General features: G+C 50.3%; 26 protein-coding genes. 20 read left to right on the forward strand and 6 right to left on the reverse strand.

Features of this window, described 5'->3' with window-relative positions:
* Position 1: 1 nt before the first annotated feature.
* A complete protein-coding gene (locus tag OO017_RS00560; RefSeq protein WP_266050495.1) occupies positions 2–805 on the reverse strand; it encodes a phosphatase PAP2 family protein in 804 nt (267 codons plus the stop codon).
* 259 nt (positions 806–1,064) lie between these two features.
* On the opposite strand from OO017_RS00560, the gene metK reads away from it, so the two are divergent.
* The gene (gene metK, locus OO017_RS00565) at positions 1,065–2,369 is read left to right on the forward strand and encodes a methionine adenosyltransferase (RefSeq protein WP_266050496.1); all 1,305 of its coding nucleotides are present in this window, start codon (positions 1,065–1,067) and stop codon (positions 2,367–2,369) included.
* 94 nt (positions 2,370–2,463) lie between these two features.
* Here the strand turns inward: metK and hpf are convergent, their stop codons facing one another.
* The 4 genes from hpf to OO017_RS00585 form a co-directional block, all read right to left on the reverse strand.
* Positions 2,464–2,763, reverse strand: coding sequence for a ribosome hibernation-promoting factor, HPF/YfiA family (gene hpf, locus OO017_RS00570; RefSeq protein ID WP_266050497.1), 300 nt, complete (start codon positions 2,761–2,763; stop codon positions 2,464–2,466).
* A gap of 27 nt (positions 2,764–2,790) precedes the next feature.
* Entirely contained in the window at positions 2,791–3,669 is an 879-nt protein-coding gene (locus OO017_RS00575; RefSeq protein WP_266050498.1) for a tyrosine-type recombinase/integrase, read from the reverse strand.
* 71 nt (positions 3,670–3,740) lie between these two features.
* Entirely contained in the window at positions 3,741–3,935 is a 195-nt protein-coding gene (rpsU, locus tag OO017_RS00580) for a 30S ribosomal protein S21 (RefSeq protein WP_266050499.1), read from the reverse strand.
* A 152-nt stretch (positions 3,936–4,087) separates the two neighbouring features.
* Positions 4,088–5,227 (reverse strand): acyl-CoA dehydrogenase, encoded by a 1,140-nt coding sequence (locus tag OO017_RS00585; protein WP_266050500.1) that lies wholly within the window; start codon positions 5,225–5,227, stop codon positions 4,088–4,090.
* Positions 5,228–5,470: 243 nt separating this feature from the next.
* Here OO017_RS00585 and OO017_RS00590 point away from each other — a divergent pair, with 243 nt between their 5' ends.
* The 15 genes from OO017_RS00590 to uvrB all read left to right on the forward strand — a co-directional run bounded on the left by OO017_RS00590 (position 5,471) and on the right by uvrB (position 21,515).
* Positions 5,471–6,220 (forward strand): tyrosine-protein phosphatase, encoded by a 750-nt coding sequence (locus OO017_RS00590; RefSeq protein ID WP_266050501.1) that lies wholly within the window; start codon positions 5,471–5,473, stop codon positions 6,218–6,220.
* A gap of 127 nt (positions 6,221–6,347) precedes the next feature.
* Positions 6,348–6,665 carry a carboxypeptidase-like regulatory domain-containing protein gene (locus OO017_RS00595; RefSeq protein WP_266050502.1) on the forward strand — a complete coding sequence of 106 codons (318 nt, stop codon included), beginning with the start codon at positions 6,348–6,350 and terminating at the stop codon, positions 6,663–6,665.
* Between the two features lie 30 nt (positions 6,666–6,695).
* Positions 6,696–7,097: a hypothetical protein gene (locus tag OO017_RS00600; RefSeq protein WP_266050503.1), complete on the forward strand. Its 402-nt coding sequence runs from the start codon at positions 6,696–6,698 to the stop codon at positions 7,095–7,097.
* 41 nt (positions 7,098–7,138) lie between these two features.
* Positions 7,139–8,131: an NAD-dependent epimerase/dehydratase family protein gene (locus OO017_RS00605; protein ID WP_266050504.1), complete on the forward strand. Its 993-nt coding sequence runs from the start codon at positions 7,139–7,141 to the stop codon at positions 8,129–8,131.
* A 66-nt stretch (positions 8,132–8,197) separates the two neighbouring features.
* Positions 8,198–9,595, forward strand: a complete 1,398-nt coding sequence (locus OO017_RS00610; RefSeq protein ID WP_266050505.1) for a tetratricopeptide repeat protein — start codon at positions 8,198–8,200, stop codon at positions 9,593–9,595.
* Between the two features lie 6 nt (positions 9,596–9,601).
* Positions 9,602–10,384 carry a phosphosulfolactate synthase gene (locus OO017_RS00615; protein ID WP_266050506.1) on the forward strand — a complete coding sequence of 261 codons (783 nt, stop codon included), beginning with the start codon at positions 9,602–9,604 and terminating at the stop codon, positions 10,382–10,384.
* 97 nt (positions 10,385–10,481) lie between these two features.
* A complete protein-coding gene (locus tag OO017_RS00620; RefSeq protein WP_266050507.1) occupies positions 10,482–11,435 on the forward strand; it encodes a polyprenyl-phosphate transporter in 954 nt (317 codons plus the stop codon).
* 24 nt (positions 11,436–11,459) lie between these two features.
* Positions 11,460–12,200, forward strand: a complete 741-nt coding sequence (locus OO017_RS00625) for a shikimate dehydrogenase family protein (RefSeq protein WP_266050508.1) — start codon at positions 11,460–11,462, stop codon at positions 12,198–12,200.
* Between the two features lie 105 nt (positions 12,201–12,305).
* Positions 12,306–12,698, forward strand: a complete 393-nt coding sequence (locus OO017_RS00630; RefSeq protein WP_266050509.1) for a YkvA family protein — start codon at positions 12,306–12,308, stop codon at positions 12,696–12,698.
* Positions 12,699–13,413: 715 nt separating this feature from the next.
* A complete protein-coding gene (locus OO017_RS00635; RefSeq protein ID WP_266050510.1) occupies positions 13,414–13,992 on the forward strand; it encodes an RNA polymerase sigma factor in 579 nt (192 codons plus the stop codon).
* Entirely contained in the window at positions 13,976–15,685 is a 1,710-nt protein-coding gene (locus OO017_RS00640) for a hypothetical protein (protein ID WP_266050511.1), read from the forward strand. The genes OO017_RS00635 and OO017_RS00640 overlap by 17 nt, the downstream gene beginning before the upstream one ends.
* Positions 15,686–15,968: 283 nt before the next feature.
* Positions 15,969–16,346: a hypothetical protein gene (locus OO017_RS00645; protein ID WP_266050512.1), complete on the forward strand. Its 378-nt coding sequence runs from the start codon at positions 15,969–15,971 to the stop codon at positions 16,344–16,346.
* Positions 16,347–16,782: 436 nt separating this feature from the next.
* Positions 16,783–18,117, forward strand: coding sequence for a DUF4270 family protein (locus OO017_RS00650; RefSeq protein WP_266050513.1), 1,335 nt, complete (start codon positions 16,783–16,785; stop codon positions 18,115–18,117).
* A 9-nt stretch (positions 18,118–18,126) separates the two neighbouring features.
* Positions 18,127–19,128 carry a Kelch repeat-containing protein gene (locus OO017_RS00655; protein ID WP_266050514.1) on the forward strand — a complete coding sequence of 334 codons (1,002 nt, stop codon included), beginning with the start codon at positions 18,127–18,129 and terminating at the stop codon, positions 19,126–19,128.
* Between the two features lie 359 nt (positions 19,129–19,487).
* Complete coding sequence (gene uvrB, locus OO017_RS00660; protein ID WP_266050515.1) at positions 19,488–21,515, forward strand: excinuclease ABC subunit UvrB; 2,028 nt, start codon at positions 19,488–19,490, stop codon at positions 21,513–21,515.
* Positions 21,516–21,864: 349 nt separating this feature from the next.
* Here the strand turns inward: uvrB and OO017_RS00665 are convergent, their stop codons facing one another.
* On the reverse strand, positions 21,865–22,422 hold the full coding sequence (locus OO017_RS00665; protein ID WP_266050516.1) for a fasciclin domain-containing protein: 558 nt from the start codon (positions 22,420–22,422) through the stop codon (positions 21,865–21,867).
* Between the two features lie 256 nt (positions 22,423–22,678).
* Here OO017_RS00665 and OO017_RS00670 point away from each other — a divergent pair, with 256 nt between their 5' ends.
* From OO017_RS00670 to OO017_RS00685, 4 genes are all read left to right on the forward strand, one after another.
* Positions 22,679–23,068, forward strand: coding sequence for a DUF7674 family protein (locus OO017_RS00670; protein WP_266050517.1), 390 nt, complete (start codon positions 22,679–22,681; stop codon positions 23,066–23,068).
* A 666-nt stretch (positions 23,069–23,734) separates the two neighbouring features.
* Positions 23,735–24,289 (forward strand): hypothetical protein, encoded by a 555-nt coding sequence (locus tag OO017_RS00675; RefSeq protein WP_266050518.1) that lies wholly within the window; start codon positions 23,735–23,737, stop codon positions 24,287–24,289.
* Between the two features lie 142 nt (positions 24,290–24,431).
* A complete protein-coding gene (locus OO017_RS00680; protein ID WP_089320658.1) occupies positions 24,432–24,677 on the forward strand; it encodes an AbrB/MazE/SpoVT family DNA-binding domain-containing protein in 246 nt (81 codons plus the stop codon).
* Positions 24,668–24,991, forward strand: coding sequence for a type II toxin-antitoxin system PemK/MazF family toxin (locus OO017_RS00685; protein WP_266050519.1), 324 nt, complete (start codon positions 24,668–24,670; stop codon positions 24,989–24,991). The genes OO017_RS00680 and OO017_RS00685 overlap by 10 nt, the downstream gene beginning before the upstream one ends.
* Positions 24,992–25,060: the final 69 nt, after the last annotated feature.

Raw genomic sequence — 25,060 nt, forward strand, 5'->3', positions numbered from 1 at the left:
TTTAAAAAGTATATGTCATTAGGGCACCGTTAAAATACTTGCCAGAAACAGGTATCAGGCTAATGTTTCGCTTGTTTGATTTCTTGTGGAGCTGCGGTACCACTATGCCGGCGGCGGCACCCAAAGTATAGCCCAACAGGTTATCGCTTAGGAAGTGCTTACCAGCCTTAAGGCGCATGTAGCCCACGGCGGCAGGAACGGCAGCAGCGGCAGCCCAAACGTATGGCCGGGCACCTGAGTCTGGGTTAAAGTCATGAAATATTTTGGCGGCAAAGAAGGTGGCGCTGGCGGTGGCAGCGGTGTGGCCCGCGTAAAAGGAGTTAAGGGCATTCGCGTCATTCTTGTCCGAAATGTCCACCTCATCGCTATAAACCATGGGGCGGGCGCGTTCCACGTTGCCGTTCGTCATCGTAAAAAGGGCTCCCGTCACCGCCATTGTTTCCACATACAGCACCACTACCTGGCCAGCCTTACTACCTACGTTCTTGTTAAGCAACATTAGAAAAGGAGTGGCAAAAGAGCCATAAAAAGGATAGTCGCTAATTTTCTTGGCGTTGTCGGAGTGGTAGCCCGCCCCGAAGCGGTCGAACCCATTTACATCGTCCTTCCTTAGAGCCGTGATTTCCTCACGGCTCAGTCCGCTTTTATCCTGCATCAGGGAAAGGCCATAGGCGCTCAGGCCCATACCGGCGGCAATGATTGGGGCATCAACTTTAAGACTAGTCTTATAAGGAGAATCGTTTTGTGCGAATACGCTGCCCGTCAGAAAGGTGACAAGGCAGAATACAGAAAATATATGTTTCATAAAGGGTAATTTCGAGTGTATAATTTTTTGTAGATGAACGGGGGCTAAATTTAAAAGGTTGTGCAGCCACGGCTGTTCTGCAACTACCCCCTGTCTGAATCAAAGTATTTGATGGGGCGTAACCTTTTGTGCTTAAAACGCTAGAAGGCATTGTGCAGGCCTGATATTCAGTTTCAAGTGTGGCAGATTTGTCTTAGCTTTGTACCCGCTGCCAAGGGGGGCAGCCGGTTTATACTTTGTACCTAAACCCACAGAAAAAATGCCTTATTTATTTACATCTGAGTCTGTGTCAGAAGGACACCCGGATAAAGTGGCTGATCAGATTTCGGATGCCCTTTTAGATGCATTCCTAAAGCAAGACCCACAATCTAAAGTAGCCTGTGAGACCTTGGTAACCACTGGTTTGGTGGTGCTGAGCGGAGAAGTGAAGACGGAAGCTTACGTAGATGTGCAAAAAGTAGCCCGCGACGTGATCAAGCGTATCGGCTATACTAAATCAGAATACATGTTTGATGCGGATGCCTGCGGCGTGATTTCTGCCATCCATGAGCAGTCGGCTGACATTAACCAAGGCGTTGAGCGAGCGAACCCGGAAGACCAGGGCGCTGGCGACCAGGGTATGATGTTCGGTTACGCTACCGACGAGACAGACAACTATATGCCGCTTGCGCTGAGCATCTCGCACCTGCTGCTGCAGGAGCTTGCTGCCATCCGTAAAGAGGGTAAGGAGATGACTTACCTGCGTCCAGATGCGAAGTCGCAGGTAACAATACGCTACAGCGATAACCACGTGCCCGAGAAGATCGACACCATCGTAATCTCTACACAGCACGATGAGTTTGTGGTGGCTGAGAACGATAGCCCTGAGGCCAAGGACGAGGCGGAGCGCCAGATGGTGGCAAAGATCAAGGATGACGTGAACAACATCCTGATCCCGCGTGTGCTGCAACAGTTGCCGGAGCGTACACAGAAGCTGTTCAACTCTGATATCATTTACCACATTAACCCTACTGGTAAGTTCGTTATAGGTGGTCCGCATGGCGATACAGGCTTAACAGGCCGTAAGATTATTGTGGATACGTATGGAGGAAAAGGTGCGCACGGTGGTGGCGCCTTCTCTGGCAAGGACTCTTCTAAGGTAGACCGTTCGGCGGCCTACGCAACGCGCCATATCGCCAAGAACCTGGTAGCGGCCGGTGTGGCCAGTCAGGTGCTGGTGCAGGTTGCTTACGCCATAGGGGTGGCAAAACCTGTTGGCCTGTATGTAACCACCTACGGCTCTACCAAGGTGAAAGACGCCAATGGCAACCTGATGAGCGATGGAGAGATAGCAGAGAAGGTGAACAAGCTGTTTGATATGCGCCCTTACGCTATTGTGCAGCGCTTTGGCCTTCAGAATCCTATTTTCTCTGAAACAGCCGCTTATGGCCACATGGGCAGAACGCCTGGCAAGAAGTCTGTGGAGGTATCGGTAAACGGTAAAAAAGAAGTGAAAGAGTTTGAGACCTTTACATGGGAAAAGCTCGATTACGTAGATAAGATCAAAGCCGAGTTTGGCCTGTAGCCAACAAGTATAAGCTAGTTTATACGTATATAAAAACAGCGCGGCCTGCTAAAGTATAGCAGGCCGCGCTGTTTTTATACTTTTACAAGTTTAGTTAGTGAGCCAGTTGCTTCTCCTTAAAGCGCTTTAGCTGGCGGCGCATGGCCTCTACGGCAGCGTCTGCGGCGGCTTCAAAAGATGGGGCGTCCTCTTGTGAGAATAATGTAGAGCCTGGTACAAACAGCTTGATCTCCACGGTCTTGTTGTTTATACCGTCGTTGTTGTTATGTTTAAGAAACACTTCGCCTTCCACAATGCGATCGTAAAATGTCTCGAGTTTATCTACTTTCTGTTGAACGAAATCAGCAAGTTGCTGGTCTGCCTCGAAGTGGATGGAATGCATCTGTAGCTTCATATGCTTTACATTTAAAAGTTAAACTTATTATGCTTTTGGGTGAGCTTTCTCAAAAATAGATTTGAGTTGCTCGATGGAATTGTGCGTGTATACTTGGGTAGCTGCCAGGCTGGTATGCCCCAGTAAATCTTTGATCGCATTCAGGTCGGCCCCCTTGTTCAGCAAGTGGGTAGCGAAGGAGTGTCGCAGCACGTGTGGACTGTTGTGTTCAGAAGTGGTTATCAAACTGATATATTTTTTTACGACACGATAAACAAACTTCGGGTAAAGAGGCCGTGCCTTATTAGTAACGAGCAATTTTACCGAATTGTTATCGCCAAAAAAATGCTTTTTCTCAGTTTTATAGGCATCCAGCGCCAACAGCAGAGAATCGTTGAGCGGCACGATGCGTTCTTTGTTACCTTTGCCTAGAACACGCACTGTTTTGGCCCTTAACTCAATATCTGTGGGCTCAATATTGATCAGCTCCGCCAGGCGTATGCCGGTGCCGTACAGGAATTCCAGGATCAGCCTGTCGCGCTGTCCCTCAAATGTATCCTCAAAAGTAAAGCTGTCGAGCAGGTTATTGAATGGCTCCTCCTGTACAAAGGCCGGAAGCTTTTTGCCGGCCTTGGGTGCTTTAATGCGCAGCATCGGGTTCACTCGTATGCGCTCCTGCGCCATCAAAAATTTATAGTAAGAGCGCAGGCAGGCAATCTTCCTGTTAATAGAGCGCGGCTTGATGTTGTTTTGCACCAGGGTCAGTATCCAGGAGCGGATAATGGTGTGGTCAGCCTCGGCGGCATCTGTTATCTGGTAAACCTGTTGCAGGTACTCAGAGAGCTGCCCCAGGTCGGTGTGATAGGAGGTAAGCGTGTGCGGGCTATACCGCTTTTCGTACTGTAGGTACTTAAAAAATAAATCCATAAATCAGTGTACCTGACTGGGTGAATCAGGTACACTAATTTATGGAAAAATAAAATATCTTGTTAGATATACTAGTAGTTTTGGTCAGCAAACAGCTGCTGCTTGTACACCGCTCTCTCTTTTTGCTTTCTCTTAGCAATAGATGGCTTCTCAAAATAAGCTCTTGAGCGCAGTTCTTTCAAAACTCCAGTTCTCTCAAATTTCTTCTTGAATCTCTTCAGAGCACGGTCTACAGACTCGTTATCTTTTACGTTTACAATGATCATATTATTCCTCGCTTCTCTTTGGATTTAGGGTTGCAAATTTAAGCAACCTTATACTTAAAAATCAACTTCTTGGCTAATTATTTATTAGCCAGCAATATTTTATTTCAAAAAAGCAGGGGAGAAGCGGCTATAAGGCCTCTCCCACAGCCTTTTTACTTTAACATAGCTCGTGATATAACAAGTTTTTGTATCTCACTTGTTCCCTCACCTATGGTGCAAAGCTTGGCATCGCGGTAATATTTCTCTGCCGGGTAGTCTTTCGTGAAGCCGTAGCCGCCGAAGATCTGCACAGCCTCGTTCGCCACCCGCACGGACACCTCGGAGGCATACAACTTGGCCATCGCCGACTCCTTGTTCACGTTCAGGCCACGGTTCTTCATGTCGGCTGCCTGGTACGTCAGTAGCGATGCCGCCTCTACCTCGGTGGCCATGTCGGCCAGTTTAAAGGCAATGCCCTGGAAGCTGGAGATCGGCTTGTTGAACTGGTGGCGCTCCTGCGAATAAGCCAGCGCGGCATCCAGCGCACCCTGCGCAATGCCCAGCGACAGCGCCGCGATGGAGATACGGCCACCGTCCAGCACTTTCATGGCCTGGATAAAGCCTTCGCCCACCTCGCCCAGGATCTGGTCTTTGTGTACGCGGCAGTCCTGGAAGATAAGTTCTGTTGTCTCGGAGGCACGCATACCCAGTTTGTCCTCTTTGCGGCCGGCGCTGAAGCCCTCCGTGCCTTTCTCGATCACGAAAGCCGTCATGCCATGCGAGTCGCCTACCTCACCGGTGCGCACAATCACGACAGCCACATTGCCAGACTTACCGTGCGTGATGAAGTTCTTGGCGCCGTTAATTACCCAGTAATCCCCGTCTTGCACAGCCACCGTGCGCATGTTGCCCGCGTCTGAACCGGTGTTTGGCTCCGTTAGTCCCCATGCCCCGATCCACTCAGCAGTGGCCAGCTTGGGCAGGTACTTCTTTTTCTGCTCCTCGTTACCGAAGGCCAGGATATGCCCTGTGCAAAGCGAGTTGTGTGCCGCCATTGACAGGCCGATGGAGCCATCGATTTTGGAAAGCTCCGCGATAGCCGTAACGTACTCCAGGTAACCGAAGCCTGAGCCGCCATACTCCGTAGGCACAAGCACACCCATCAGGCCCAGTTCGCCGAGTTTTTTAAAGACCTCCACCGGAAACTCCTGTGACTCGTCCCACTCCCGCATCTTGGGTTTGATGTGCTTTGCGCCAAAGTCACGGACCATGTCCGCAATCATGCGCTGGTTTTCAGTTGTTTTTAATTCCATGTATAGTTTGGGTTCAATTAAGGTGATTTGTAGCTTATGTAACGGTATTGCACTATCCGTTGTTTACAAAGCTATATAAATAAGGGCAAAGCACCAATCAGCTATATACATTTAATCGTATGTAAGAGAGGAGACTGTGGGCGGCACCTTTATTTTGACAGTGACTTTTATTTCCGTTATTTTGAAGTTTGTTTGCTGTGCTGCCCTTTGCAGCAGGGCCACAGGAATCAATTGCGCAGTAAGATGATACAGTTTTTGAAGAACCTGTTTGGAGGGAGCGATCCCACGCTGGAGGTCTCGCTGAGCGAGCTTGGCGTGGATATGCACTCGCACATACTGCCCGGCATAGACGATGGGGCCGATACTCTGGAGCAGTCGCTGGAACTGGTGCGGGGGATGAAGGAGCTGGGCTACCGCAAACTGATCATGACGCCGCACATCATGAGCGACTTCTACAAGAACACGCCTGAGATCATACGGGAGAAGCTTGCTTTGCTGCGACAGGCGGTGAAGGAGGCGGGCATAGAGATGGAGCTGGACTGTGCGGCAGAGTATTACCTGGACGAGGGCCTGCTGGACAAGCTGGACAATAACGAGGAGCTGCTCACCTTCGGCAAGAACTACCTGCTCTTTGAAACATCGTTCCTGAACGAGCCCCTGAACCTGCGCGAAACTATTTTTAAGATGCGCTCCAAAGGGTATCAGCCTGTGCTGGCGCACCCGGAGCGTTATACGTACTTTTATGGCAAGCTTGAGGAACTGGTGGCACTGCGGGAGCATGGCGTGCTGTTTCAGCCAAACCTGAATTCGCTGGCAGGCTATTACTCGCCGGGAGCCAAAGAGGTGGCCGAGCGGCTGATAGAGCAAGGCTTCGTGGATTTTCTGGGCACCGACACGCATGGCATGAAGCATATTGCCACCCTGCACAAGGTGCTTGCCTCAAAGCACCTCGTAAAAGCCCTGGCCTTGCCGCTGCGCAACAGGCAGCTGTAGTTTTCACATCAATTCATACTTTATACTTCCACGAACTTCTATTGCCATAGTTAATTGCCTTAAAAGCTCAATGCCTCCTTGCATGATCTATGCCATATCTTTTATAAACAATGTTAACAAACTTCTTATGCTTAAAACATTTACACATCTGTCATTTCCGTTACTATGCGCCATGCTGCTCTTCTCCTGTAAGGAGGGGGAGGAGAAGGAACCGGAGCCGACTGTAACCTATGACGGGCAAATAGAACTCTATAACGAAGCGGGCCTCAGGGAGGAGGATTACAGCGGCGTGGAGGTGACAGTGCTTGGCACCGATCCACTGGTGAAAGGCTATACAGATGCCAGAGGGAAATTCAGGATAGAGGGCGTGCCGTTGGGTAGGAGGAGAGCCCGCTTCAGTAAGCCGGGCTATGGCACCTATGTCACTATCGAGTATAATTACTGAATAGAAGATGGAAGCACCCTCAACCGGTTTGTGAGCGGGTTTAGAATTGGACGGGTGTCTACCTCTATCCCTTCGGAGGTGACAGCCTCTGTGGAAGGGAGCAATATTGCCGTCAGTGGCGTGCTGACGCCGGCGGCCTCCATGGAGCAGCCGAGGCAAAGGGAGCTGTTCTTCAGCAAAGACCCTAACGTGTCGAAAGATAACTTTATGCTGGCTTGGGCTACGATGAACTCTGTATCCGGTACTTTTAAGGAACTGTTCGACATAGAGGACCTGAAGGACAGGGGATTTGCCAGTGGCGACCGCGTGTACATCGTAGTCCATGGTAACACCGTCAAAGCGGATACTTATAATGACCCAGAAACGGGTAAGATTGTCTTTCCGGCCCTGAGCCCAACACCATCTAATGTGACGAGTGTGGTTATGCCTTAAGATAAGGTGTAGGAAGAGTAGATAAGTTTAATTTTACAACCATGGTATTTGTAACGGGCAGCAGTGGCCTGATCGGCAGTTTTCTGATTCCGGAGCTTTTGCGACAGGGACACCAGGTAAAGGCGCTTTTCCGTGGGCAGATACCTGCAGTGGCGGGTGCCGACCAGGTGCAGTGGCTGGAGGGCGATGTGCTGGACCCCGCCTTGCTGCGCGATGCGCTGGTGGGCGTGAGGTATGTGTTCCATTGCGCTGGGGTGGTATCGTATGCCCCGCAGGATGAGGAGCTGCTGAAGCAGGTAAATATTGAGGGTACGGCCAACCTGGTGGATGCCTGCCTGGAGGCCGGAAGTATAAAACTGTGCCACGTGAGCTCCATTGCGGCGGTTGGGCGCCCAAAAAATGTAGAGGTGCTTACCGAGAACAGCAAATGGGACCCGGCGGCTGAGGTGTCGGCTTACGCCGGCTCCAAGTATTACGGGGAGGTGGAAGTATGGCGTGGCGTGGCTGAGGGCCTGGATGCCGTGATCGTGAACCCCTCTATTATACTTGGCCCGGCCGACTGGAGCCGCAGCAGCACACAGCTGTTCCGGTATGTCTATAACGAGCGCCCCTTTTACACGGCCGGCGAAGCCAATTTTGTGGATGTGCGCGACGTGGTGGAAGCCATGCTGCGCCTGACGTTCTCAGAGATAACCGGCGAACGGTTTATCCTGAATGCCGAGCGGATGAGCTATAAAGCATTTTTTAATGAGGCGGCAAGCTGCTTTGGCAAAAAGGCCCCGGCCATGAAGGTGCCCGCTTTGCTGACGGAGGTGGTGTGGCGGCTGGAGCACCTGCGCGCCAGGCTTACAAAGGCCCGCCCGCTCATCACGAAAGACACGGCCCGGGTGTCCAGAAAGACGCACTTCTTCAGCAACGAAAAAATCCGGAAGACGATAGGTTTTGAGTTCAGACCTGTTTCTGAATCAGTGGGTTGGGTGTGCCGGGAGCTGGAGGGGCAAATGGCCAATGGCAGTCTGCAGGGGGCCAAATAAACTATTTGCAGTGTTAAAATGTAGTAAGAAAGAAGCTGCTTGAACGCAGCTTGTTGGATACTGGAGATGAAAGAAGACTTTGACGAACACAGCGAAGAGCTGGAACTGATACAGCGTTTCGAGCGCACGCTCGGAAGCAACGAGACGGCGTTTTTTGACCTCACAGATTTTGAGTATATCATAGACCATTATACCGCGAACTTTGAGTATAAAAAAGCCCTGGCCGCCTGCGACTTTGCGCTGGTGCAGTACCCGTTTTCCTCGGAGCTGCAGATAGACAAGGCACAGCTGCTGGCTATGTCCGGCAATTTTGAGGAGGCCCTGGTTTTGATTAACAAGGTGGCGGAGGTAGAGCCGGAGAACGCCGATGTGCAGCTGACGCGCGGTATCATCTATACCCAGCGCGGCGAATTCCGCGATGCCATCGACTACTTTAAGAAGGCGCTGGCTTATGCCGATGACCGCGACGATATCTACTTTAACATAGCCCTGGCCTACCAAACCTGGGGCAAACTGTCGTCGGCGGTGAAGTACTATAAAAAGTGCGTGGAGCTGAACCCCGAGAACGAGGCGGCCATGCAGGAGATACTCTACTGCCTGGATGTGACGAACTCGGTGAGCGAGAATGTGCCGTTCTTCCAGAAGTTCGTGGATACTGACCCCTACTCGTATGTGGCCTGGTTTAATCTGGGGAACGTCTACAACAAAATGGGCGCTTACGACAAGGCCATTGCCGCATACGACTACGCCACCATTATCCGCCCCGACTTTATTACCGCCTATAATAACATGGCCAATGCACTGGTGTATGTGGGCGAGTACACCAAAGCCATTGAGGCCTTTAACGCCATGATCGAGCATGGGCAGCCGAACGCGGAGATTTACTGCAACATTGGTGAGTGCTACGAGAAACTGCAGCAATGGGACCTCTCGCGGCGCTACTACCAGAAATCCGTGGACCTGGACCCGGAAATGGACGAAGCCTGGTTCGGGATAGGCGTAATATTGGATGCACAGGGCAAGTGGTACGAGGCGGTGCACTTCTTTAAGAAGGCCGTGGAATTGTACGACGACAGCGCCGACTACTGGGTGGCGTTGGCAGGGGCAGAGTACCATGTGGGGCATGTGGTGTCGGCGCTGGAGAGCTACGAGCGCGCTGCCGAGATTCGCCCGGACGATAAAAATATCTACCTGAACTGGTCTGTTATACTTTACGAGCAGGGCAATTTTGAGGAAGCCACAGACATTATCCTGAATGCCATAGAGCTGCAACCCAAAGAGGCAGAGCTGTATTACAGGGCCTGTGCTTACATGCTTTCTGCAGGAAAATACCGCGAAGCTTATAATTATCTGGAAAATGCGTTAATTTTGGACTTCGACAAGCACAAGCTGCTGTTTGAGTTCTTCCCTGAGCTGGAGTCGCAGCGTGCATTAGCCCGATTAATTGATCAGTACCGCAAATAAAATCAGATGAACTATACCCTTAAGAGCATTCCGGAGCGCGAGGCAAAGCCACGTGAGCGTGGTTTTACTATGGCCATGGACAAAGGCCTGAGCATACGGGAGGTGGAAGACTTCCTGGAGGTAGCCGGAGAATATGTTGACATTGTAAAACTGGGCTGGGCCACGTCTTTCGTTACGCCTAACCTGAAGAAGAAGCTGGAAGTGTACAAGGCCGCTGGCATACCGACTTATTTCGGAGGCACTTTATTTGAGGCCTTTATTGCCCGTAATCAGTTTGAGGATTACCGCCGCGTGCTGGATAAGTATGAAATGACTTTTGCCGAGGTGTCGGACGGCTCGTTGGAGATGCCCCACGACGTAAAGTGTGAGTACATTGCCAAACTGGCTGACCAGGTAACGGTGCTGTCGGAAGTTGGCTCTAAGGATGCCGAGAAGATCATCCCGCCTTACATGTGGATCAAGCTGATGAAAGCGGAGTTGGAAGCCGGTGCCTGGAAGGTGATCGGAGAGGCCCGTGAGGGAGGTAATGTTGGATTGTTCCGCTCATCCGGTGAGGTACGCAGCGGTCTGGTAGAGGAGATCCTGACACAGGTTCCGTTTGAGAAGATTCTGTGGGAGGCTCCGCAAAAGGCGCAGCAAGTATGGTTTATAAAACTGCTGGGTGCCAACGTAAACCTCGGTAACATAGCCCCAAGTGAGGTTATTCCGCTGGAGACGATCCGCCTGGGCCTGCGTGGCGATACGTTCGACCACTTCCTTAACATGGAAAAAGCAGGCTTGAAGATATAAAGTATAAACGCAAAAGTATAAATTGCCCGTCGGTGTGGCCGCACGGGCAATTTGTGTTTTCATAGTAAGCTGCACCAAGTATAGCTGTATCATTTTTATGGAAAGAAGATCTCTGAAAGAGTACCTGTTGCTGTTCTCCAAAGGCGCGGGCATGGGCGCCGCCGATGTGGTGCCGGGCGTTTCGGGCGGTACCATCGCTTTTATCACCGGCATTTACGAGGAGCTGCTAGGCTCTATCCGCTCTGTGAACGGTGAGGCCCTGAAGCTGCTGCTCCGCTTTAACCTGCAAGGCTTCTGGAAGCACATTAACGGTAACTTCCTGGTGGTGCTGCTGGCCGGGATCGGGTTCTCCATCGTATCGCTCTCCCGGGTTATACTTTACCTGCTGGAGAGTTACCCGGAGATGCTCTGGTCTTTCTTCTTTGGCCTGATCGTGGCCTCGGCCCTGGTGGTGAGCAAGAAAATCACCCGCTGGAGCTGGGGTGTTATACTTGCCGGGATTGCCGGCGCAGGCATTGCTTACTACATTACAGTGGCCACGCCCACGCAGTCACCGGAGGCCTACTGGTTCATCTTCCTTTCCGGCGCCATTGCCATCTGCGCCATGATCCTGCCGGGCATATCGGGTAGCTTTCTGCTGGTGCTGCTGGCCAAGTATGAATTTATACTTAACGCCGTGAAAGAGGTGAAACTGGACGTGATCGCTTTTTTCGGCCTGGGTTGCGTTACCGGCATACTGGTCTTCTCGCACGTGCTCAACTACATGCTAAAGCATTACCATAACATAACCGTAGCCCTGCTGACGGGCTTTATGGTGGGCTCGCTCAACAAAGTATGGCCCTGGAAGCAAACGCTCGAAACCTATACCGATCGCCATGGGGAGGTAAAACCACTCGTGCAGGAGAACGTGCTGCCGGCGAGCTACGAAGCCCTTACCGGGCAAGAATCATACTTGATGTACGGCGTGCTGCTGGCTATTTTCGGTTTCCTGGTGGTGTACCTGGTAGACCGCTTCACGGATGACACGGTAACACAACAGGTACAAGTATAAATCCGGTTTTCATACTTACAGCCCATGCGCAAATTCGGACTCATCGGTAAAAAACTCGGGCACTCCTTCTCCAAAAAATACTTTGCAGAGAAGTTTACACGTGAAAGTATAGCCGATGCCGTTTATGAACTGTATGAGCTGCCGGAGGTTCAGGAGCTTCCAAAGCTGCTGCTACAGGAGCCGGAGTTGGTGGGCCTGAACGTGACCGTGCCCTACAAAGAGCAGGTGATGCCGTTGTTGGATGAATTGGATGAGGCTGCGGCCAGGATCGGGGCCGTCAATACCATCAGAATAAGCCAGGGGCGCACCAAAGGTTACAATACCGATTTTGTTGGCTTTAAACAATCATTAGAGACCTTTTACCCGGAGCTGGAGCGGGGGCAGGCGCTGGTGTTAGGTACCGGTGGGGCGGCCAAGGCCGTGTGGGCTGCGCTGGATGCACTGCAAATCCCGTACCTGCGCGTATCCAGAAATGTAGCGGAAGGGCAGCTAAGCTACAGTCAGCTGACGCCGGAAATGGTGCAAAAGTATAACCTCATCATCAATACCACCCCACTGGGCATGTACCCACAGGTGCAGGAGGCGCCGGAGCTGCCGTACAGCAGTATAACTGCCCGGCACTACTGCTACGATCTGGTATATAACCCTTCCCAAACACTGTTTCTGCAGAAATGCGCCGCAAAGGGAGCACAAACACTGAATGGCCTGCCCATGCTGCACCTACAGGCAGAAGCCGCCTGGAGTATTTGGAATTATGAATATTGAATATTGAATATTAAACCGGGGAAGCGCGTAAAAAGGCCTGACACAGTGCAACTTTATCTTGTGTTAGTAGCGTTTAATGTAGCATAAGCTCTTAAACACTACTGCATGCCGCATTTATACACCCTAAAACAAAAGGCGCATTCGCTCCATACAACTATTTATGCCTTATACCTGGCTTACAAAGATACCCGCGCGAGGTGGTATGTCAGGGTGCTACTGGCGGTTTCCATCGCGTATGCGGTAAGCCCGCTGGACCTGGTGCCGGACCTGATGCCGGTTTTTGGTTATCTGGATGATGTGGTAATGGTGGCGATGGGACTGTCGGCCTCCTACAAGTTGCTGCCGCGGGATGTGCTGCAGGAGGCACGGCTGGAGGCTTATGAGGAGATGAGCCGATCCGTGGTGGCTGTAAAAGTAATTGGCTACACCTGGATGCTGCTGCTGACACTGCTGGCCATGCTTTGTTATAAATTTTTGTTCCTGAATATACCGAGTTAAAGTATAAAAGAGCTGTTGAGCGAGGTTTAAGATGATTTACAACACTACAAGCTTGCTGCGAAAGTAGAAAGCCTCCCGCCCGGGAGGCTTTACTTTTTTATAGTACTTATACTTAAGGTAATTACTGAGGGCAAATAGTATGGCCGTAGCATGTTCTAGGTTGCCTTTTTTGCCATGCCAGATTGCCCGGCTCCGGGATCTTGGCAAAGAAATCTATACTTCCAGCTCAAGATGCACACGCTCGGTATCTTATACTTGCCCATCTATACTTACACCTGAAAACATACCCCACTTGACAGAGAGCGTTTCATTTTCCTCTTTTTGTCATCCTGAAAGGATCTTGGTAGCTGGTAGTATAGGCCTAAGCTCCGGGGGTAGGGGCGCTCTTTTTCCACCAAGTTTCTTAGCAAAATGACAAAAAATTTGTGGCTTCATTTATAGAATGAAACGCCCCTACGCTTGGCAGGGAGGAATAGATCGCTCCGCAAAGTATAAATCCCCGCTTCTATACATTTCCTGGTACTTTAGGCAGTATACTTTAAAATAATCATAGCAGATGCTGCTGCTGTAACTATTGTATTTCCCTATATTTACCCTTGGAAGCTGTTCGCTTTGAAGGGCTTGCTTCCCGCCTATAGAAAATATTTTTACCTGCTTGCAACCTTAAGTGCCCTGCAGGAATCATAGAAGAAAACAAACGTAAAGCAGGCCGCATTTGAAGCTTTTTACAAAACCAAAGTCAGACGAGGACAGACTCATTGAGGGGTGCATCGCGGGTAAACGCGACATGCAGCGCCTGCTCTATGACCTGTATTCAAAAAAGATGATGGTGGTTTGCTTACGTTACGCTCCCACTACCTTTGAGGCCGAGGATATTATGCAGGATGCCTTTGTCAAGGTGTTCAACAATATCCAAAACTTTAAAAGGGATTGCCCGCTGGAGTTCTGGGTACGCCGCATTATGGTTAACACCGCTCTGAAGCATCTGCGCAGCAAACAACTGCTCACTGTGTCGCATGAGGCGGAGGAGGTGGCTAACCTTAGCGCCGACGATGTTAGCCTGAGCGGCTATACTATGGACGAACTTCTGAGCATGATTCAAAGTCTGGCACCCCGCTACCGCATGGTTTTTAACCTCTATGCCATAGAGGGATACAACCACAAGGAGATCGGGGAGATGCTGGGCATATCAGAAGGGACATCAAAATCACAATATTCGCGCGCCAGGGCAATACTGCAAAGTATGCTGCTGCGCCAGGAAAAAAAACTTAAGGAACATGTCATCAGCAACTAACAATAAGCGCGGAAGCCTGGAAAATGAATTCCAGCGCCGCATGCAGGACGCTGAGGCTTCTCCGTCCGCAGACCTTTGGGCCCGCATAGACCATAACCTGACGGTGCAGGAAAACGGGCAATACAAGCGGGGCATGCTGTTTTACAGGCAGCTGGCAGCAGCCTGCATTACGCTGCTGTTGGTAGCCGGTGGTTTTGCAGCTTACTATTTTGGAGGTTCTGCCCCGGCGCCTATGGCACAGGTGCAGCAGCCAAACGGAACAATCGCCTCAGCTGTACCGGCAGGAACAGACACCTCGGAGGAGAGCTTAACAACGGACGAAGCCATTGCCGCAGCCATGCAACTGGCTGTACAGCCGCTGGCGTTAGAGCCGGCAGGTCAGGAGCCAGTGCGCCAGCAGGTGGCCATAGCAGACAACAGAAGTGAGGGAGCGGCAGAACAGGAAACCCAAAGTGTAGCAGCAGGCTTTAAGATTGAGGCCCCGGTGGTGGCAAGTGTTACCGCCACCTCAGACCCTAGCGCCTGGCATAGTGTGCCGGCCGGCAAGTATATCCCAACCTATCAAAGCCGAAAAGGAAGCAGAGAAGACCTTGCAACCAGTAGTATGTTCTCCCGGTTAAAAAGTATGCACGGCGCCTTTACCGAGCGACCAGCATCCGCTTCTGGATTTGTCTCAGCCGGGGCACCCGCTTTTCCCCAGGCATCACCGGAAATTTCCGACGACTTCAGAACGCTGAGTGAAGTAGTAATGAACCGCATGAAGCAACTGAAGGCAGAGCAGGAAGCGGTGCAGCAAATGTATAAATCAGAGAAAAAAACGCTTGCTGCCGCTGGCGGTGCCACAGACACAGGCAAGGAGAAAGCATCTGCCGGAAGGTGGTCGTTGGGGATGGCTTACGCGCCGAGTTACTTTGAGCAGAATATTGGGATACCGACCCAGATGATGGGCCCCATGAACAGCTTTGCTTCTTTTGCGCCTCCTACAGCCATGCAGCGATCCGCCAGAATGATGGATGATGCACGCGAGGAGCACGAGCAGGAGGTAGAACCCGGCTTCTCGTTTGGTGTGGAGGCCAAGGCGGGCTTTAAGATTGGCAAGAAATGGAAGTTACTGAGCGGCCTTGGTTTTACACAGAACACCGCCCGGTCTAAATCGAGCTACGTGATACAGCAGTTCTGGCGAGAGCCAGGCACCGAAAAGACGGAGACTCCGGGGGCAACCACTATTTTCCTGCCCTCGATTAGTAACAACTATGCCTCCGACTCGCTAAGCGTAGCCCAGACGGATGAGTTTAATGTGCTTTACCGCTACCGCCACCTTACAGTGCCGGCAGGGGTGCAGTACGAGGGGAAGATAGGAAAAGACTGGTTCTGGTTTGCAGGTGGCGGCGTAGCTGCCAACGTCCTGCTGCAGACAGCTATCATCGCCTCCTCTGCCGAGGTGCGCAATACAGAGTACGATCTCAGCGACGATAACTCTCCGTTCCGCAAGCTGCAGTGGTCCGGCAACGTAACAGCCGGTGTAGGCAAGCGCCTGTCTAACAACGTGTCGGTGGCAATCGGCCCAGAGTACAGGGCGTACTTCGACACCATGCTTTCCTCACCAGAGAAGGCGCAGGCGCCGCAGGGCAAACCATATACCATGGGCATTAACCTGGCCCTGAACTATGATTTGGGCCCAGGGCGCAAATAAATCAACTTTATTTTAAAGAGCGTGCAACGCACAGGTGTGCCACGGGGTCATAAAGGTGTAGAAGAGAAAAGCCTCCTGCCTATGAAACCACTGCTGAACCTGTTGGAACTATGCGCTTTCGCGGCTCGCGAAAACTTATACGGATGGTATCTGCTGTTGGTGCTGCTGCTCTTCACTATACTTTAATCCGGTGCCATATTCTGAGCTATGAAAGACACCTGCAGGCCAGAAGCCTCTAGGTCGTTATCACCCTTTACTCCGTTGTTTTACCGCTACTGAACCTATGAAAAGCCTCGTCTACATCATCCTGCTATACCTTTGCCTGGCGCTGCTGGCAGCGGGTTGCTCCAAGTCGGCACCCGTTCCGGCCTGTACAGCCGCAGAGGTGGTAGCCCAGGACTGCCAGCCCGGCTGGTATGTACTGAAGCTGGAGGATGACTCGGAGGAGATGGCTGGCAAAACAGGAAGCTACGTGGGGCAGCTGCACGGCGGCTTCGTGACCACAAACAACCTGCCGGATGAGTACAGGCAGGTGGGGACAACGGTTCGTTTGCGCCTGCAACTCAACGGCTCCGATGGCCCCCGCTGCACCGCCAATTACATGATGTACCCAGCCGTAAAAGTAATGGCCGTTTGCGGAGAACCGGCGGCAGCACCATAAAAATGTCTATTTAAGTGTAATGTGATTAACTATTAAGGTGAGTGAACTCAGAAGGCCTGCGTGGCGGGCCTTTTGCTTACACCTTGTAGCCCCTGCGGCCGTGTTACTCCTGCCGTGCTGACCCTTCGCCAGATTCCTGACAGGGAGTGGTGCAATAATCTAAGGGTATTACAGTTTACAGAAGGTAATATCTTTCTGTTGAAGAAAATATAGTGTTATATTTGAACCTGAATAGATTGTGGCTTTGTGGCTATAATTTAGTAAAGATTCTATACACAATGTTTCTCTTCAAGATCAGGAAAGGCAACACGAACTTAAGCCTGCACCTTTAATTTGAGGAAAACCTGTTTTTCACGGTCATTATATGTTATTTGACAAACCAAAATCCCCCTTTAGGAAAAAGATTTACCACCTGCTTTGCTGCTTAGGCGCTGTAATGGCCCTGGCCTCTTGCGAGGACCCGAACGAACTGGGCCTGGAGCTGGTAGAAGATAATGTGTCCGGTGTTTTTACCGATACACTTACCATTAATGTATCCACGGTGATGGTAGACTCCATTGCTACGTCCGGAACAGGAAACATGCTGGTGGGGCAGTACACTACGCCACAAACCGGCACACTAAAGGCATCTACCTACTTTCAGATCGGGCCGGGCAGCGCAACGCTGGCTGAACCTGCGGAGGGTGCTACTTTCGATTCTCTGAAGCTGTTGCTGCCTACCACAGGTTTTTATTATGGCGATACTGCACAGAATGTAACGTATAGCATGCACGAGCTTAGCTCTACACTTTTTGCGCGTACCCTTCCGCCAACCATACCGCAGGAGGAGCCTTCTTCAAGCTTTTACCAGGGTTCAGGCATTTACAATATCAGCAAGGTAGCGGTAAAACCGGACCCGATTGGCACGCATACTTTTGCGCCAAGGCCAGTTAGTAAAGACACACTGGAGATTAGCCTGAGCAATGAGTTAGGGCAGCAGTGGTTCGAGCTGAAAAAAGCAGGAGACGACAAGCTGAAGGACAACAGCAACTTCACGTCGTTCTTTAAAGGCTTAGGCATAGTTGCTACGCAAGGCAATGTGGTGCTGGGCTTTTCTACAAGTGGCGCTGTGGTACGCCTTTACTACTCTGAGCCATCTGCATCAGGCGGCGACAGAACTGTGAAGAACTATGATTTCGGCGTAGTAAACTCCAGTCTGCAGTTCAACAAGCTTGAGGGTGACTACACTGGCTCTCCGCTGGAAGGTATAAAAGAGAGCAAAGAGCTTCCTGCCAGCGCTACCAATGATATCAGTGTGGCGCAGAGCGGAACCGGTCTGATGATAAAACTGGAGATACCTTATCTCGAGAAACTGAAAGAGCAGCTGAAGCCGGAGTTCATCAACAAGGCCACGCTGGTGGTGGAGCCGTTCAGGGGTGCTACTACGGTTTATCCTTTCCCGGTACCGGCCTCTGCAAGTTTGTATGAGACTAGCGAGATGAACGTGAAGTACACGCCGTTGCTTGTGGAGTACGGCGACCCTCGAAGCCCAGCTCCGCTTACTTCATCCTTTATCAAGAGCAGCGATACGGCCACAGACGGGCGCTATGAGTTCTCTATCACGGAGTTCCTTATAAGTAAGCTAAATAACGAGCACCGTACTAATATGCCGCTATACCTTGCCCCGGCTTCTGCCGAGTTCAAAAACTCCGTAAACCGTTTGGTGGTGGGTGCTCAGAACAAAGACATCAAGAATATTAAGCTCCGAATCTACTATACTACTATCCAATAATCTACTACTATGAAAATCTCTTTTAAAAAGATGCGCCTTTTGCTGATAGCCATGCTGCTATCGGTAGGTGCTCTCTCGTCTTGCGAGAGCGACAGTGATGATGATGTGCTGCTGGGAGAGTGGCAAAAGCAGTCTGACTTTGCCGGGGTGGCCCGTAGCAGCGCCGTATCCTTCGTGATAGACGGCAAAGCCTATGTGGGCACTGGCTACGATGGCTCTAGCCGCCTGACTGACTTTTGGATGTTTGACCCTGCCACGAACAACTGGGTGCGTAAAGCTGATTTCCCGGGAGAAGCACGCAGTGCTGCGGTAGGTTTCTCTGCCAATGGCAAAGGCTACATCGGCACCGGTTATAACGGCACTAGTTACCTGAAGGACTTTTACGAGTATGATCCGGCCACGAATGCCTGGACACAGATCGAAGACTTCCCTGCTTCTGCCCGCTACGGGGCCATTGCCATGTCGTTTGCTAACGCAGGTTACGTAGGCGCAGGCTTTGACGGCAATTACCAGAAAGACTTCTGGAAGTATGATCCTGCCACTGCCACCTGGACGGAGCAAATAGGCCTGCAGGGGGCCAAGCGCCTGAATGGTTATGCTTTTACCGTGAACGGGAAAGGCTATGTTAGCGGCGGCCTGAACAACAACGTGTACCAGACCGACCTGCTGGAGTTTGATCCGGCTACAGCCCAGTGGAAGACATTGAAAGCTCTGACAAAAGAGCAACGCCCGAATGAGACTTTCCCGGTGCCGCGCACGTATGCCACTACCTTCTCCATCAACAACACTGCTTACCTGGTAGGTGGCACAAATGGCGCGGCCCTGAACGATGTGTGGAAGTTTGACCCTGCCACAGATACCTGGACAAAGCTTGGCGATTTTAAGGGAGGGCTGAGACAGGGAGCCATCGGCTTTGGCATTGGCGAGTTTGGTTATGTTGGCCTCGGCAATACGGGCAGCCAGCGCTACGACGACCTGTGGCAGCTAAACCCAACTATTGTTAGCGAATAATAGCTTAACAAACTATAATCTTAAAAGCAGCCCGGGCGAAAGCGGGCTGCTTTTTTTATGCCTGCCCGTAACCAAATGCAGCCCATGCCGGTTATGCCTATAAAGGCTTTCGCCTGTGGGGTTTAACAGGAAGCAGCAAAGTATACATTTGCTTATACTTCAGCAGCCTGTACATCCCATACTTGAATATGATTTTCTGTAATATAGTGCACTAAGCCTGTTGTTCTGCAGCAGGCTTTTTCTTTGCCCATAGCCTTTTGCAGTTGTCGCCGTACAGAGGGTATAAGTTGGCAACAGGGTAAACTTACGGCACATTTTAACTGTTATAGTTTATCTTTACTGATCCGTAAAACAAACGAATGGATTTTAAACTGACATCAGAGTTTCAGCCCACCGGCGACCAGCCCAAGGCCATTGCACAACTCACAGAAGGTATAAATAAAGGAGAGCCATCGCAGGTTTTGCTGGGTGCCACTGGTACCGGTAAAACCTTTACCATGGCCAATGTTATCAAAAACACTGGTAAGCCTACGCTGGTGCTTTGCCACAACAAAACCCTGGCCGCGCAGTTGTACGGCGAGTTCAAGCAGTTCTTCCCCGATAACGCCGTAGAATACTTCATCTCCTATTACGACTACTACCAACCTGAGGCTTATATCGCTTCATCGGATGTATTTATAGAAAAAGACCTGGCCATAAACGAGGAGATAGAGAAGCTACGCCTGCACACAACTTCGGCACTACTCTCAGGCCGCCGCGATATTGTGGTGGTGGCATCGGTATCGTGTATCTATGGTATCGGTAACCCGGAGGAGTTTGGCAAGAACGTGATCTACCTGGCACCGGGGCAGCGCTATAGCCGCAACAACCTGCTGTATACATTTGTGCAGATACTATACAGCCGTACAGAGGCCGAGTTCACACGTGGAACATTCCGGGTGAAAGGCGACACCGTGGATATCTACCCGGCCTATGCTGACTTTGCCTACCGTTTATACTTCTTCGGCGATGAGCTGGAGCAGATACACCGCATCGACCCGCAATCCGGTAAAAAGTTATCAGATGAGAAGGCCGTAACCTTGTATCCGGCCAACCTCTTCGTGACAGGCAAAGACACCTTGCAGCAGGCCATCTCGGAGATACAGTACGACATGGTGGCGCAGCACGATTACTTTTTGAAGGAGGACAGACCGGCAGAGGCCAAGCGCATAAAAGAGCGCACCGAGTTCGATCTGGAGATGATCCGGGAGCTGGGCTACTGCTCCGGCATTGAGAACTACTCCCGCTACTTCGACCGTCGCGCGCCGGGTGCACGCCCGTTCTGCTTGTTAGATTATTTCCCGGATGATTTCCTGATGGTGATTGACGAGAGCCACGTGACGGTGCCGCAGGTACGCGCCATGTGGGGTGGCGATAGGTCGCGTAAGGTGGCGCTGGTAGAGTATGGTTTCCGGCTTCCGGCCGCCATGGATAACCGCCCGCTTACCTTTAACGAGTTCGAGAGCCTGATGCACCAGGTGGTATTTGTAAGCGCCACGCCCGGCGATTATGAGATCCAGAAATCCGAAGGTGTTATAGTGGAGCAGATCATTAGACCAACCGGCTTACTGGACCCTGAGATTGAGATAAGGCCAAGTACAAACCAGGTAGACGACCTGCTGGACGAGATTGATGAACGCGTGAAAGAAGGGGCCCGTGTGCTGGTGACTACGCTTACCAAGCGCATGTCGGAAGAGTTGGCCAAGTACCTCGAGCGCCTCAACATAAAAGTAAAATACCTGCACTCCGAAGTAAAAACGCTGGACCGTGTGGAGATTTTGCGTGAGTTGCGTTTAGGTATAATTGATGTGCTGATCGGGGTAAACCTACTGCGCGAGGGGCTTGACTTACCGGAGGTGAGCCTGGTGGCGATTTTGGATGCGGATAAGGAAGGTTTCCTGCGTGACCAGCGCTCCCTGATACAAACGATGGGACGTGCCGCCCGAAACGAGAAAGGCAAAGTGATAATGTACGCCGACCGCATGACCGGCTCGATGCAGCGCGCTATTGATGAGACTAACCGCCGCCGCGCCACGCAGATGGCGTACAACGAAGAGCACGGCATTACCCCGCGTACCATTCTTAAAACAAGTGACGAAATCCACGGGCAGACCTCCGTTGCTGACTCTAAGAAGAAGGAAGTGAAGATGTATACGGGGCCGGAAGAGGTGTCTATCGCTGCCGAACCGATCATCCAGACCATGAAGCGCGACGAACTGGAGAAGCTGATCAAGAAAACAGAGAAGCAGATGGAGGCCGCCGCCAAAGACCTGGACTTTTTGCAGGCTGCCAAGTATAGAGATGAACTGGCCGACCTGAGAAAGTTGCTGAAGGCGAAGCGCGACTAAAAAAGTTTAAGAAGAAGTACAAAGTATAAAAGCACCTGCAGCCTGGGCCGTAGGTGCTTTTCGCATTATGTAGAAAAAGGGTTAGGTTCTTGGGGAGTCCTGGTTTTCCTGCCCCTGCCTCAGAAAGAAGCAGGAGCAGGGCCAGGTTTTCATCATAGTTTTACTTAGTAGTAGATAGTGGTAGTAGTCTGAAAGCTGGCAGCTTTAGTGCCGGCTTCCATATACAAGATGCCTAAACTGCGGAAGTGGTTGCAAGGGGGATAAATTTTTTTAAAATAAAATAGAAAAGGCACCCGCAGCTACCTTTATGCCTACGGATGCCTTCTCTATTTTATCGCTATACCTATACTTACTGGGGCAGCAGTACTTTGTCGATCACGTGGATTACGCCATTTGAGGTTGGAATGGAAGCCAGGATGGTGGCACCATTCACGGTAACCTTGCCATCTTTCACGCCCATGGTCACGCGGCCGCCGTTAACCTGCCCCAGGCTCTGGCCATCTTCAAAAATATCTGCGTTTAGCACGCCTACATACACGTGGTACTGCAGTATGTTGCGGAGGTCGCTGCGTTTCTCAGGCTTCAGTAATCCTTCTACTGTACCGGCAGGCAGCTGATTAAATGCCTCGTTGGTTGGGGCAAACACGGTAAAGGGGCCGGCATTGCTGAGCACATCTACTAGCTCGGCTGTTTTTACGGCTGTTACCAATGTGGTGTGGTCGGGGGAGGAAGCGGCTACCTGTACCACGTTCTTCTGCGACTCATCGTCCTGCACGGCAGATTGCCCGGCGGCAGCTTCTTCGTGCTGTACTTCTCTTGTAATGTCGGTTTGTTGCTCCGGAGAGCTGCAGGCGGCCAGCATAGCACCTGTTGCTACTGCTACGGCCAATGATAATACCTTTTTCATATACTTTAGTTTGGTGTGTTGTGGATGATACAATATTGCCACACAAACACTTATCAAAATATGACTTAGGTTATCTGCAAAAGTGACTTTGGTTAGATTTTGTTGGAGAAGGGGAAAGGTTTAATATATAATTTATATCTTGATGTGGCTTTACTTGGACTGTTGAGCTGTGTTTACATAGCCCCGCATATAAGGCAGATAAACGTCATAGTGACGTATATCCAGAAGTTGTACTTCATAGAAATTAATAGAAAGCATGGTAGATGAGAAAACATGTTTAACTTCAATGTTGACACTCTTTCCCGCTTTCCATAGCCAATATGAAGAACATGTAAAGTTCTGGAAAGGGGAAAGCCCTTTTGGGATGGACATGGCTGAATTCTCTCATTTTGCCCTTGATATAATAGCAAAAGGCACAGATAAAGAGGTTGAAAAGCTCGTGAATTTTGCTGAACAAATGATAACAGAAGGGAATGACGAGGTAAACTATGCCATCAAATTCTTTTTCTTGGAAAACATCACGAACAGAAGCGGGGACAGAAGAATACCGCTGTCCAGGTTTACAACCAGGCTCAAGCCGAAGTCCTTTGAGTTCTGTCGAGAGCTGGACAAGCATTGGGGCAGTAAGACGGAAGGAATAGATTAAAACTACGAAGTACAACACAATGCTTAAGTTACCTCGCTAACGCTACGGCATCTTAAGCACGCGGCCGTTGGCCGTGATTGGGATTATTTTCAGGTTTTAAAGTGGCGTGTCTTTCAGGCTTTTTTAGGGCTGGGCGGCATCAAAGGCCACTAAAGCGGGGCAACGATCAGAAAAAGAGCCAAAGGAAGAAATGGCGTTTCTGACTGGAAGTCTTGCCTCGGCGAAGCCGGGAGAAAGCGCGTGCTTTCGGACGGGAGCGTCCAGGCAAGACTTTGAGCGGGCGAAGTTATAGCTCGGGAATGACAAAGTCAAGAGCTGTAACTTCGGCAGGTGGCTCTTTTACAGAGGGTTGCCCGGCAATAGAGAGGCCAATGATAGGATTGGTTTTTCTTTTGATGGTGGGCCAGCCCGGAGCCTGACGCCTCTGGCAACGTCGCTAATAGCCCGCCATTAACGGCATTGCCGCCGGCTAAAGCGCCACTTGAGAAGGAGTTTAAAAGGAGAAAATAACCCAACCATCCGGGTTGCTTTTCCCTTGTTTTTACAACGCAGTGCCGGGGGGAAAAAGGGAAAAACAACCCCGCCCAACACACCCTAGCAGACACCCTCGCAAGCCTGACAAGCCAAAGCGTCTGCTAGACCATTTCGTTGTATGTCAAATAAAGTATGAAGAAAACTCTAGTTATACTGTTCATTCTGTATTCATACCTAAGCTACGGTCAAACTTATAGTTCAATAATTTCCGACTCCGATATTGAGCAGTTTGTACAATGGGAAATTCTAACAACTCCTAAATATTCTGAAGACAGGAAGTGGGGTAAAAAGAAGCTCTACTATAAACCTGAAAGCTGGAAAAAAGCGATGGTCCATATAAGCGGACCAATGGGCGACACTTTATCATTTGAAATAAAGTTTTACAGATTCTTAAGTAAGGATACTGTATTCACGAAAGAAGATGTAGCATTTCTTAGCCAGCAGTATGAAGCAGAAAAGCAAAATGTCTGGGAGACAAAGTTTGAAGGAGCAAACTTGGTGAAAAGCTCTGGCAGGAATGTACACGAGTTCACCATCCCTTTATTTTCTATAGATAAGAGCAAAGTAATGTTCTGGAAGTATTTCTACTGCGGAAGCCTTTGTGCCCATGCCTGCGTTTTCATCTATGAAAAAGTTGATGAAAATAACTGGAAGCTGGTTAGTAAGTATGGGTGTTGGATAAGTTAGAACTTCGTCATATAACAAAAACTATAAGTTAGCTACGCCACCTTATAGCCCAGCACGTTACCTATCATAGTAATCTATAGAACTTTGTCTTGTAATTGAGCGTTAACGTAATAACTTTGTAATTACATTAAGTAGAAGTGCTATGGAAGTATCAATCATTCAAATAGGAAATTCCAAGGGACTACGTTTGACTAAGTCCATTCTGGATAGATATAACATCAAGGATAAAGTTGAGCTCATACTGGAAAAGGGTCAGATTATTTTAAAGCCAGTTGAGCATCCAAGGAAAGGCTGGGACAAGGCGTTCAGGAAAATGCATGAGAATGGTGATGACCAGCTTTTATTAGATGATGTGTTTGGCGATGAAAGCTTTGACGAATGGAAATAAGTCAGTATGAGATAGTCTTGGTGAATCTGGACCCTACTGTAGGAAGTGAAATACAGAAAACAAGGCCATGTGTAGTGATATCCCCCGATGAGATTAATCATAACCTAAGAACAGTAGTTATCGCACCGATGACCACCAAAAGCCGTAGCTATCCTACTCGTGTGAAAGTGAAGCACAACAATCAAGTCGGGTGGGTAGTAATTGACCAAATACGGACTATTGATAAGGTACGCATCGTCAAAGTGTTAGGCAACCTGAACCCTTCAGAAGTAGCCGTTTGCAAAAGTGTGATAAAAGAAACCTTCGTGGACTAATAAAAGAACAACGAATAGGTAACCCTGTGCAGCCGCCACCCTTGCTTCGCTTCGGGCTTTGGCTGCACA

Origin of the sequence: Pontibacter anaerobius, from assembly GCF_026241195.1 — a bacterium.
Taxonomy (GTDB): domain Bacteria; phylum Bacteroidota; class Bacteroidia; order Cytophagales; family Hymenobacteraceae; genus Pontibacter; species Pontibacter anaerobius.